General features: G+C 71.8%; 7 protein-coding genes and 1 CRISPR repeat array. Of the genes, 6 read left to right on the top strand and 1 reads right to left on the bottom strand.

Annotated elements, in window-relative coordinates; genetic code table 11:
- Window positions 1-9 precede the first annotated feature (9 nt).
- Window positions 10-697: direct repeats of the CRISPR family, unit length 28 nt; unit sequence GTTCGCTGCCGTGCAGGCAGCTCAGAAA.
- Window positions 698-823: 126 nt separating this feature from the next.
- Entirely contained in the window at window positions 824-2,578 is a 1,755-nt protein-coding gene (locus BP68_RS05605; RefSeq protein WP_496369628.1) for a lysoplasmalogenase family protein, read from the top strand.
- A 30-nt stretch (window positions 2,579-2,608) separates the two neighbouring features.
- Window positions 2,609-3,331 carry an MgtC/SapB family protein gene (locus BP68_RS05600; RefSeq protein ID WP_496369627.1) on the top strand — a complete coding sequence of 241 codons (723 nt, stop codon included), beginning with the start codon at window positions 2,609-2,611 and terminating at the stop codon, window positions 3,329-3,331.
- Window positions 3,332-3,344: 13 nt separating this feature from the next.
- Here the strand turns inward: BP68_RS05600 and ruvB are convergent, their stop codons facing one another.
- Window positions 3,345-4,412 carry a Holliday junction branch migration DNA helicase RuvB gene (gene ruvB, locus BP68_RS05595; RefSeq protein WP_496369626.1) on the bottom strand — a complete coding sequence of 356 codons (1,068 nt, stop codon included), beginning with the start codon at window positions 4,410-4,412 and terminating at the stop codon, window positions 3,345-3,347.
- Window positions 4,413-4,637: 225 nt separating this feature from the next.
- Here ruvB and BP68_RS05590 point away from each other — a divergent pair, with 225 nt between their 5' ends.
- From BP68_RS05590 to BP68_RS05575, 4 genes are read left to right on the top strand one after another with little or no spacing between them, the layout of a single operon-like run.
- Complete coding sequence (locus tag BP68_RS05590) at window positions 4,638-5,264, top strand: DUF2760 domain-containing protein (protein WP_496369625.1); 627 nt, start codon at window positions 4,638-4,640, stop codon at window positions 5,262-5,264.
- A gap of 2 nt (window positions 5,265-5,266) precedes the next feature.
- Window positions 5,267-7,180, top strand: coding sequence for an Hsp70 family protein (locus tag BP68_RS05585; RefSeq protein WP_496369624.1), 1,914 nt, complete (start codon window positions 5,267-5,269; stop codon window positions 7,178-7,180).
- 4 nt (window positions 7,181-7,184) lie between these two features.
- On the top strand, window positions 7,185-7,778 hold the full coding sequence (locus BP68_RS05580; protein WP_496369623.1) for an NAD(P)H-dependent oxidoreductase: 594 nt from the start codon (window positions 7,185-7,187) through the stop codon (window positions 7,776-7,778).
- A gap of 4 nt (window positions 7,779-7,782) precedes the next feature.
- Entirely contained in the window at window positions 7,783-10,644 is a 2,862-nt protein-coding gene (locus BP68_RS05575; RefSeq protein ID WP_496369622.1) for an Hsp70 family protein, read from the top strand.
- Window positions 10,645-10,669: the final 25 nt, after the last annotated feature.

Here is a 10,669-nt window from a genome sequence, read left to right as displayed (position 1 = left end):
AGCCAACCGGTTCGCTGCCGTGCAGGCAGCTCAGAAAGTACAGCGTGCCGCGGCCCGGAATGCAGGCGCGTTCGCTGCCGTGCAGGCAGCTCAGAAATGAAGCAGTCCACAGCCGCGAGGCATAGGGATGTTCGCTGCCGTGCAGGCAGCTCAGAAATTCAGGGGCAGGGATTCGCCCAGGTGCGCCCAGTTCGCTGCCGTGCAGGCAGCTCAGAAATCCCAGGCGCGGTCACCGATTTGCGAGGCCACGTTCGCTGCCGTGCAGGCAGCTCAGAAAAGGTGGTTCCCAACAGCCGCACCGAGGTCGCCGTTCGCTGCCGTGCAGGCAGCTCAGAAAGCTGAAACAAGCAACACGCAAGTCGCTTCGGTGTTCGCTGCCGTGCAGGCAGCTCAGAAACGCGGGCGGGCAGGCTGCGCCCTTTGAGGTGGGTTCGCTGCCGTGCAGGCAGCTCAGAAAAGGGCCAGCCGCTGGTGGCGGCCATTGCGCGCGTTCGCTGCCGTGCAGGCAGCTCAGAAAATCCGCTGATGAGCCGGATGCACAAACCGGATGTTCGCTGCCGTGCAGGCAGCTCAGAAACTGGGAGCCCATGCCCGAGGAAGGCCGGAACAGTTCGCTGCCGTGCAGGCAGCTCAGAAATGGATGCCCTGATTCATCGCGGAGAGGCGGCAATTCGCAGCCGTACAGGCAGCGCAGAAGAAACAAGTAGAGATTGATGGTACGCATGGCAGCGCTCACAACCACGCTAGCCCCCAAGACGCGGCCCGCCTCATCTCAGGGTTGCCCACCTCCCCCTCGCCGCAAGGCCTGCCCACAATCGCCGGCATGTCCGGCAGCCAGCTCATCGTTCTTGTCACCCCCGTCTTTCTGGCCCTGATGGCTGTGGAGTGGGCCGTGGGGCGCTGGCGCGGGCGGCGGCCGTTGCAGATGGCCGATGCGGTGAGCAGCGTCAGCCTGGGCATGCTGAGCCAGACCAGCGCCGTGTTCACCGCGCTGTTGCGCGTGGGGCTGTACACGCTGGCGTGGGAGCACCTGGCGCTGTGGCGCAACGACGGCTTCTGGACGGCCTGGTACGGCTGGCTGCTGGCCCTGCTGCTGTACGACTTCTGCTACTACTGGCTGCACCGCATGGGCCATGAGGTGGCCGTGCTGTGGGCCGCGCATGCGGTGCACCACCAGAGCCAGCACTACAACCTGTCCACCGCGCTGCGCCAGACCAGTTCGGGCGCCCTGCTGGGCTGGCTGTTTTACCTGCCGATGGCGCTGGCGGGCGTGCCGCCGCTGGTGTTCGTGGTGGTGGGGCTGGTCGACCTGCTCTACCAGTTCTGGGTGCACACCGAGCAGGTGGGCCGGCTGGGCTGGTTCGACCGCTGGTTCTGCAGCCCCAGCAACCACCGCGTGCACCACGCCGTGAACGACAGCTACCTCGACAAAAACTACGGCGGCATCCTGATCGTGTGGGACCGGCTGTTCGGTACCTTCAAGGACGAAGACCCGCAAGAGCGCTGCGTGTACGGCACGCGCGGCCTACTCAATAGCTGCGACCCGCTGTGGGCCAACGCCCAGGTATACGCCGGCCTGGCGCACGACAGCTGGCGCGCGCGGCGCTGGGCGGACAAGCTGCGCGTGTGGCTGCGGCCGCCCGGCTGGCGCCCCGCCGACGTGGCCCAACACTTTCCCCGGCCCGCCTTCGACATCCACGCCATGCCCCTGTTCTCGCCCGCCATGTCCCCCGCCCTGCGCTGGTTCGCCGGCGTGCAGTTCGTCCTGTTGCTGACGGGCGTGGCCGCCTTCCTGTGGCAGGCGGACGGCGCGCCCGCGGCCACCAATGCCCTGTGGTTCGCCGCGCTGCTGGCCTGCCAGTGGGCGCTGGGCGCGGCCATGCAGGGGCGCATCGGTATGTGGGAGGCGCTGATGATCGAAGCCGGCGCGCTGGCCACCGCCACCGCCGCCCTGGGGCTGCGCGAGTGGCATCTGCTGCTCAAGCCTGCGGCGATGGTGTTTGCTATCGCTTGTGTAGCTACCAGCGCTTGCCAGAAGGGCGCAGAAGGCCGAATTGGCTTCAAACTGCCCACCGCACTGCTGCTGGGCGCGCTGCTGGGCTCGCTGGCCGGCGACGTGTTTCTGATGCTGGACGGCCTGTTCATCCCGGGCCTGGCAAGCTTTCTGCTCGCGCACCTGTGCTACATCGCGCTGTTTCGCCTGGGCGTGCCGTGGTTTGGCCGGCGCGCGGCGCTGGCCGGCACGCTGGCGCTGGGCGTCGGCATGTATGCCCTGCTGTGGCTGGGCGGCCTGCCGGCGACGCTGCGCCTGCCCGTGGCGGTCTATGTGGTGGTGATCGCGCTGATGGCCGCCCAGGCCTGGGGCCGCCACGCCGCGCTGGGAGGGCGCCCCGCGCTGTGGGTGGCGCTGGGCGCCTGCTGCTTCATGCTCAGCGATTCGCTGCTGGCCATCAACCGCTTCGTGCAGCCGCTGCCGTTCGCCCAGGCCTGGGTGCTGGGCAGCTACTACGCGGCGCAGGCGCTCATCGTGGGCGGCGTGCTGCGCGGCCTGCCCGCGCGCGCCCGGCCGTCACACTGAGCCCACACGCTTGCGCCAGAATGGCGCCCCATGCTGGCACTGCACAACATCAATACCGAGGCCGCCCTCAACACGCTGGTGAGCCTGTTCTTCGCGTTCGTTTTCGGCAGCGTGATCGGCCTGGAGCGCCAGGTTCGCCAGCGCACGGCCGGCCTGCGCACCAACGCGCTGGTCGCCGTGGGCGCGGCCGTGTTCGTGGATCTGGCCATGCGCCTGGACGGCGCGGGCGGCGCCACGCGGGTCGTGGCCTACGTGGTGTCGGGCGTGGGCTTTCTGGGGGCGGGCGCCATCATGAAGGAGGGCATCAACGTCACCGGCCTCAACACGGCGGCCACGCTGTGGGGGTCGGCCGCGGTGGGCGCCTGCGCGGGCGCCAGCCTGATGGTGGAGGCGGCGCTGGCCACCTGCTTCGTGCTGGCCAGCAACACGCTGCTGCGCCCGGTGGTCAACCACATCAACCGCCGCCCGGTCAGCGAGGCTGCCGCCGAGGCCACCTACCATGTCTACGCCATGTGCAAGCAGGATGACCGGGCCGAGGTGCACGAGGCGCTGCTGGAGCTGCTGGAGTCGGCCCAGTACCCCGTGCGCTCGGTGCAAAAGCGCCAGTTCGGCACGACGGACACGGAAATCGAGGCCGTGCTGTACGCCACCTCGGTCGATGCCGACGAGCTGGATGCGGTGGTGCAGCGCATAGAGCAGCTGCCGGGCGTGCTGCAGGCCTACTGGAACGCCGACACCGAGCACACCTCCTGACGCACCTCCCGATTCACTCGGCGAACAGGCCGCCCGCCGCGCGCGGCGGCGCCACGCCCAGGTGGCGGTACGCGGCCAGCGTGGCCACGCGCCCGCGCGGCGTGCGCTGCAGGTAGCCCTGCTGGATCAGATAGGGCTCGATCACGTCCTCGATGGTGCCCGACTCCTCGCCGATGCTGGCGGCGATGTTGTCCAGCCCCACGGGGCCGCCGTCGAAGCGGTGCACCACGGCCTCCAGCAGCTTGCGGTCCATCACGTCGAAGCCCTGCGGGTCCACGTCCAGCATAGTGAGCGCGCGGTTGGCCATGTCGACGGTGATGTGGCCCGTGCCCTTGACCTCGGCGTAGTCGCGCACGCGGCGCAGCAGCCGGTTGGCGATGCGCGGCGTGCCGCGCGAGCGGCGCGCGATCTCCATGCCGCCCTCGGCGTCGATGGGCGCGCCCAGCAGGCCGGCCGAACGCATGACGATGCGCGCCAGCTCCTCGGGCGTGTAGAACTCCAGCCGCGCCACGATGCCGAAGCGGTCGCGCAGCGGGTTGGTGAGCATGCCGGCGCGCGTGGTGGCGCCCACCAGCGTGAAGGGCTGCAGGTCCAGCTTGATGCTGCGCGCGGCCGGCCCCTCGCCGATCATGATGTCGATCTGGTAGTCCTCCAGCGCGGGGTAGAGGATTTCCTCGACCACGGGCGAGAGGCGGTGGATCTCGTCGATGAAGAGCACATCGTTGCGCTCCAGGTTGGTCAGCAGCGCCGCCAGGTCCTTGGGCTTTTCCAGCACCGGGCCGCTGGTCTGGCGCAGGTTCACGCCCAGTTCGGTGGCGATGATGTGGCTCAAAGTGGTCTTGCCCAGGCCCGGCGGGCCGAACAGCAGCACATGGTCCAGCGCCTCGCCGCGCTTCTTGGCCGCGCCGATGAAGATCTCCAGCTGCTCGCGCGCCTTGGCCTGGCCCACGTATTCCTGCAGCAGCTTGGGGCGCAGCGCGCGCTCCAGCGCCTCCTCCTGCTGCGATGCGGGCGCGGCCGACACCACGCGCTCGCGCGCCGGGGCCGGAGGGGGGGTGAAATCGTCGGTGTGAATCGTCATGCCAGCAAGAAGAAAGGCCGGGAACCCAGCGGCGTGCATTGTCCCCCATCCGTCCGCGCCGGCCCCGGCCAGAGGGCCTGCGCGGCACAGGGCCGGCGCCCTTTCGGTAACATCGCCCCCTTTCGCGCACGCGCGCGCCCTTGGCCGCCCCGGCCCCGCCCCTGCTTCAGCGCGGGCCGTGCGGGCCGCTCGCCGCCCCACGCGCCTTCTCGGAACGAGAACCCCATGACCACCCAGACACCCCCCTCCTTCCTCAGCCGCATCGCGATCGCCATCGGCAGCTTCTTCGCCATCCTCGGCAACGGCCGCCTGGCCGCCGACGTCACCCGCCTGCGCGGCGGCGAGCCGCTGGCCGCCGACCTGCCGCCCACGCCTCCGCAGGAGGTGCGCGTCGAAGTGCCGGTGGAAAAAATCGTCGAGGTGCGCGTGGAGGTGCCGGTCGAGAAGATCGTCGAAAGGCGCGTCGAGGTGCCCACCGACACCGCCGCCCTGCAGCTGCTGGGCCTGATGCAGCGCGAGGCGCGCTTCGTGGACTTCATCCAGGAAGACGTGGCGCCCTATACCGACGCCGAGATCGGCGCCGCCGCCCGCGTGGTGCACGAGGGCTGCCGCAAGGTGCTGCGCGAGCATGTCACGCTGGCGCCCGTGCGCACCGAGGCCGAGGGCAGCCGCGTCACGCTGCAGGCCGGCTTCGACGCCGCCGCCGTGCGCCTGACCGGTAACGTGGTCGGCCAGGCGCCGTTCACCGGCACGCTGTCCCACCGCGGCTGGCAAGCGACGCAGGTGCGCCTGCCGCAGCTCACCGACCTCCAGGCCGCCGCCGTCATCGCCCAGGCCGAGGTGGAGCTGTGAGCATGGCCCCCGCGAATACTCCTGATTTCGTAGCTGCTGGCGCACAACCGGCGGGCGTGGAGGGCCAAAAAGGCTCTCAATTCAGCATCGGCATCGACCTGGGCACCACGCACTGCGCGCTGTCCTGGGTGAACAAGGCCGCCAGCGATGGCGACACGGTGGCGCAGGGCGTGCTGGACATTCCCCAGCTCACCGGCCCGGCCAGCGTGGAGGCGCGGCCGCTGCTGCCGTCCTTCCTGTACCTGCCGCACGAGAGCGAGCTGTCCGCCGCCGACATGGCCCTGCCCTGGGGCGCCAGCCAGGACTTCGTGGTGGGCGAACTCGCGCGCACGCGCGGCGCGGCCACGCCCATCCGCCTGGTGAGCAGCGCCAAGAGCTGGCTGTGCCACCCCGGCGTGGACCGCCGCTCGCCTCTGCTGCCCGCCGATGCGCCGGCCGAGGTGCACCGCGTCTCGCCCCTGACCGCCTCCATCCGCTACCTGTCGCACCTGCGCTGGGCCTGGGAACAGGCGCACCCGCAGGCGCCGTTCGACGCGCAGGACATCACCGTCACCATTCCCGCCTCGTTCGACCCCGCCGCGCGCGAGCTGACGGCCGAGGCCTGCAAGGCCGCGGGCTTTCAGAACCTCACGCTGCTGGAAGAACCCCAGGCCGCGCTGTACAGCTGGATCCAGGCCAGCGGCGGCGATTGGCGCAAGCAGGTCCAGAGCGGCGACGTGATCCTGGTGGTGGACGTGGGCGGCGGCACCACCGACCTGTCGCTGATCGCCGTGCTGGAAAAGGCCGGCAGCCTGGAGCTGCAGCGCGTGGCCGTGGGCGAGCACATCCTGCTGGGCGGCGACAACATGGACCTGGCCCTGGCCTACGGCGTGGCCCGCAAGCTGGCCCAGGAGGGCAAGCAGCTCGACGCCTGGCAGACCCGCGCCCTGGCGCATGGCTGCCGCGCGGCCAAGGAGCAGCTGCTGCAAGATGAAACGCTGCAGGCGGTGCCCGTGGTGGTGCCCAGCCGCGGCGCGAAGCTGATCGGCGGCAGCATCCGCACCGAGGTCACGCGCGCCGAGGTGCAGGCCCTGCTGGTCGAGGGCTTCTTCCCGCAGGTCGCCGTCAGCGACAAGCCCCTGACCCGCGCGCGCGGCGCGCTCACGCAGCTGGGCCTGCCCTATGCGCAGGACGCGGCCGTCACGCGCCACCTGGCCGCCTTCCTGAGCCGCCAGGCCGGCGCCACCGAGCAGATCGACGGCCTGCAGGGTACGCAGCCGACGGGCGCCAGCTTCCTGCACCCCACGGCCATCCTGTTCAACGGCGGCGTGCTCAAGGCGCCGCAGATCGAGCAGCGCATCCTGGCCGTCGTCAACGGCTGGCTCGCCGCCGAGGGCGCGCAGCCCGCACGCCTGCTGGAGGGCGCCAACCTGGACCTGGCCGTGGCGCGCGGCGCGGCCTACTACGGCCACATCGCAGCCTCGGGCCGCGGCGTGCGCATCCGCGGCGGCACGGCGCAAAGCTATTACGTGGGCGTGGAGAGCAACATGCCCGCCATCCCCGGCATGGAGCCGCCGATCTCGGCCCTGTGCCTGGCGCCCTTCGGCATGGAGGAAGGCAGCGAGGTGGCGCTGGACACGCAGGAGTTCGGCCTGGTCGTGGGCGAGCCCGTGCGCCTGCGCTTCTTCGGCTCCAGCGTGCGCCGCCAGGATGCCGTGGGCACGCTGCTGGACTTCTGGGGCCCCGAGGAGCTGGTGGAGCTGCAGGAGATCGAGGCCCAGCTGCCCGCCGAGGGCCGCGCGAGCGGCGAGGTGGTGCCCGTCACCCTGCATGCGCGCGTGACCGACATCGGCACGCTGGAGCTCAACGCCGTGCCCGTGGGCGGCAGCGAGCGCTGGAAGGTGGAGTTCGACGTCCGCCCGCCCGCCTCCGCCTGACGCCATGCGCTGCCTCGTCGTCACCGCCCACCCGCTCGAAGACAGCCTGTGCCGGTCCCTGGCGCAGACGGCCATCGCCGCGCTGACCGCCGCGGGCCACACCGTGCAGGTCGAAGACCTCTACGGCAGCGGCTTTGACGCCGCGCTCACCGCCCCGGAGCGCCGCAGCTACTACGGCCCAACCTTCGACGCCAGCGCCGTGCACGCGCAAACCGAGCGCCTGCTCCAGGCCGAGGCGCTGGTGCTGGTCTTCCCCACCTGGTGGTTCGGCTTTCCCGCCCTGCTCAAGGGCTGGTTCGACCGCGTGTGGGCGCCCGGCGTGGCCTACGACCATGCGAGCGACCTGGGGCCCATCCGGCCGCGCCTGCACTCGCTGCGCAGGACGCTGGCCATCACCACGCTGGGCTCGCCCTGGTGGGTGGACCGGCTCGTGCTGCGCCAGCCCGTGCGGCGCGTGCTCCAGACCGCGCTGCTGGGCACCTGCGCGCCCCGCAGCCGCTTCGAGATGCTGTCGCTGCACCAGGCGGAGCGCCTGTCCGCCGCCCAGGTGGAACGGTTTCGCGCGCGCATCGGCGGCACGCTGTCGCGCTGGGCCTGACGCCGTGGCCGCGCAGCGCTACGCCGTCGGCATCGACCTCGGCACCAGCCACACCGTCGCCGCCGGCGTGCCGCTGGACGGCCGCGCGGCGGACATCGCCCTGCTGCCCATCCCGCAGCGCGTCTCGGCCGGCGAGGTCCAGGCGCTGCCGCTGCTGCCCTCGGTGCGCTACCAGGCCGCACCGGACGAGCTGGGCGACGCCTGGCGGCAGCCCTGGCCACCGCTGGAGGCGAACGCGCAGGCGCCCGCCGTCGTCGGCCGCTGGGCGCGCGACCTGGGCGCGGCCGTGCCCGGGCGGCTGGTGGCCAGCGCCAAGAGCTGGCTGTCGCACCCCGGCGTGGACCGCACGGCCCCCATCCTGCCCTGGGGGGCACCCGAGGGCGTGGCCCAGGTGTCGCCGCTGCAGGCGTCGGCCGGGTACCTGGCGCAGGTGCGGGCGGCCTGGGACGCGGCCCATCCCGATGCCCCGCTGCACCAGCAGACCGTGGTGCTCACCGTGCCGGCCTCGTTCGACGAAGGTGCGCGCGCACTGACGCTGGAGGCTGCGCAACTGGCCGGCCTGCACCAGGTCCACCTGCTGGAAGAACCCAAGGCCGCCTTCCACGACTGGCTGGTGCTGCAGGGCGACGCCCTGGCCGAGCGCCTGGCCGGCTGCCGCCTGGTGCTGGTGGTGGACGTGGGCGGCGGCACCACCGACCTGACGCTGATCCGCGTGGAGCCCGCGGGCGACGGCGGCCTGCCCGTGCTGACGCGAACCGCCGTGGGCGAGCATTTGATGCTGGGCGGCGACAACATGGACCTGGCGCTGGCGCACCAGCTGGAGCCCGCGTTGGCGGGCGCGGGCCAGCGCCTTGCCGCGCAGCGCTTCGCCCAGCTGGTGCAGCGCTGCCGCGTCGCCAAGGAACAGCTGCTGGCCGCCGATGCGCCGCAGTCCGTCACCATCACCCTGCTGGGCGGCGGCAGCCAGCTGCTGGCGCGGGCGCAGTCCGCCACGCTCACGCGCGCGCAGGTGCAGCAATGGGTGGTGGAGGGCTTTCTGCCGCCGGCGCAGCTTGCCGACACGCCCGCCCGGCGCCAGGGCGCGCTGCGCGGCCTGGGCCTGCCCTACCCGGCGGATGCGGCCATCTCGCGCCATCTGGCGCAGTTCCTGGCACAGCACGCAGGTGCCGAACTACCCGACACTGTGCTGCTCAACGGCGGCGTGTTCCACGCCCATGCGCTGGCCGAGCGGCTGGCCGGGCTGCTCGGCACATGGCGCGGCAGCCCGGTGCGCGTGCTGCACAACCCGCACCCCGACTGGGCCGTGGCGCGCGGCGCGGCCGCGTACGGCCTGGCCCGCTTTCAGCCGGCGCCGCCATCAGAGCCGAAACAGGCCCTGAGGCAATCTGGTGAATCGCAAGCAGCTATCAAAAAAGTAGTAGCACACATAGGCGGCGGCTCGGCGCGCAGCTACTGGCTGCTGCTGCCGGGCAAGCCGGGGCAGGCGCCGCAGGCCCTGTGCCTGCTGCCCCGGGGCACGGAGGAAGGCGTGCGCATCGTGCTGACCGAGCGCCGCTTTGCCTTGCGGCTGGGACAGGCCGTGCGCTTCAACCTGCTGGCCGACAGCCGCGGCCACCAGCCCATGCAGGCGGGGCAGATCGCCACGCTGGAGGGCGACGGCTGGGTGGAGCTGCCCGCGCTGTCCACCGTGCTGCCCGCGCCCCCGGGCCGGGACAAGGCGCAAGTGGAGGTGCAACTCCAGGCCTGCATGACCGAGGTCGGCACGCTGGAGGTGCGCTGCGTGGCGGCGAACGACGCCGCGCAGTCGTGGCTGCTGCCGTTTGCGGTGCGCGGCGCGGTGGCCCCAGAATCTTCAAAAACCATAGCTGCCAGCGCAATACCAGCAAGCGCAGAAGCCCAAAAAGGCTTGAATTCTCCAGAGGCCAGGCTGCCCGAGGCGCTGGCGCTGATCGACCGCATCTTTGGCGCCCATGCGCAGGAAGTAGCCGCCCGCGAGGTGCGCCAGCTGCGCCAGTCGCTGGAAAAGGCCCTGGGCCCGCGCGAGGGCTGGGGCGCGCCCCTGCTGCGCGCCCTGTTCGACGCCCTGCTGGCCCGCGCCAAGCGCCGCCGCCGCACGGCCGAGCATGAGCGCGTGTGGCTCAACCTGGCGGGCTGGTGCCTGCGCCCCGGCGTGGGCGCGCAGCTGGACGCGTGGCGCGTGGAGCAGGCCTGGGCGCTGTACGGCCAGGGGCTGGGCCACGGCAAGGAGGCGGCCAACTGGACCGAATGGTGGGTGTTCTGGCGCCGCGTGGCCGCGGGCCTGAACGCGGCGCAGCAGCTGGAGCTGCTCGAAGACGTGGCCGGCCACATGCAAAAGGCCGTGCAGCAAACGGCCCGAAGCGGCGGCAAGTCCAGCCACGGCAGCTATGACGACATGCTGCGCCTGTTCGCCGCCATGGAGGCCGTGCCCTGGCAGTACCGGCAGGAGATGGGGCAGTGGATGCTGCAGCGCCTGCAGCGCCCGGACGAATCGGTGCAGACCTGGTGGGCCATCGGCCGGCTGGCCGCGCGCCAGTCGCTGGCGGCCAACGCCCACCTGGTGATGCCGCCCGAGGCCGCGCAGGAGTTTCTGGACGCCACCCTGGCCCAGGATTGGCGCCGGAACGAAACGGCCATGTTCGCCGCCGTGCAGATCGCCCGCATGACCGGCGACCGGGCCCGCGACCTGCCGGACGGCACCCGCGCCCAGGTGCTGGACCGGCTGCGCGCCGCCCACGCGCCCCAGCGCTGGGTGGACCTGGTGGCGCAGGTGCAGCCCATGGCGGCAGAGGATCACAAGCGCAGCCTGGGCGACAGCCTGCCGCCGGGGCTGGTGCTGGTCGGCTAGCGCCGCTGGCGGGCAGAGGCCTGGC

It is taken from the genome of Diaphorobacter oryzae DSM 22780, assembly GCF_059568935.1.
Note: the sequence above shows the minus strand (reverse complement) of the source record. Positions and strands in the feature narration are given on the sequence as shown.

Coding starts and splice junctions, on each gene's coding strand:
- BP68_RS05605 (WP_496369628.1), top strand. CDS start 824: ATGTCCGGCAGCCAGCTCATCGTTCTTGTCACCCCCGTCTTTCTGGCC.
- BP68_RS05600 (WP_496369627.1), top strand. CDS start 2,609: ATGCTGGCACTGCACAACATCAATACCGAGGCCGCCCTCAACACGCTG.
- ruvB (WP_496369626.1), bottom strand. CDS start 4,412: ATGACGATTCACACCGACGATTTCACCCCCCCTCCGGCCCCGGCGCGC.
- BP68_RS05590 (WP_496369625.1), top strand. CDS start 4,638: ATGACCACCCAGACACCCCCCTCCTTCCTCAGCCGCATCGCGATCGCC.
- BP68_RS05585 (WP_496369624.1), top strand. CDS start 5,267: ATGGCCCCCGCGAATACTCCTGATTTCGTAGCTGCTGGCGCACAACCG.
- BP68_RS05580 (WP_496369623.1), top strand. CDS start 7,185: ATGCGCTGCCTCGTCGTCACCGCCCACCCGCTCGAAGACAGCCTGTGC.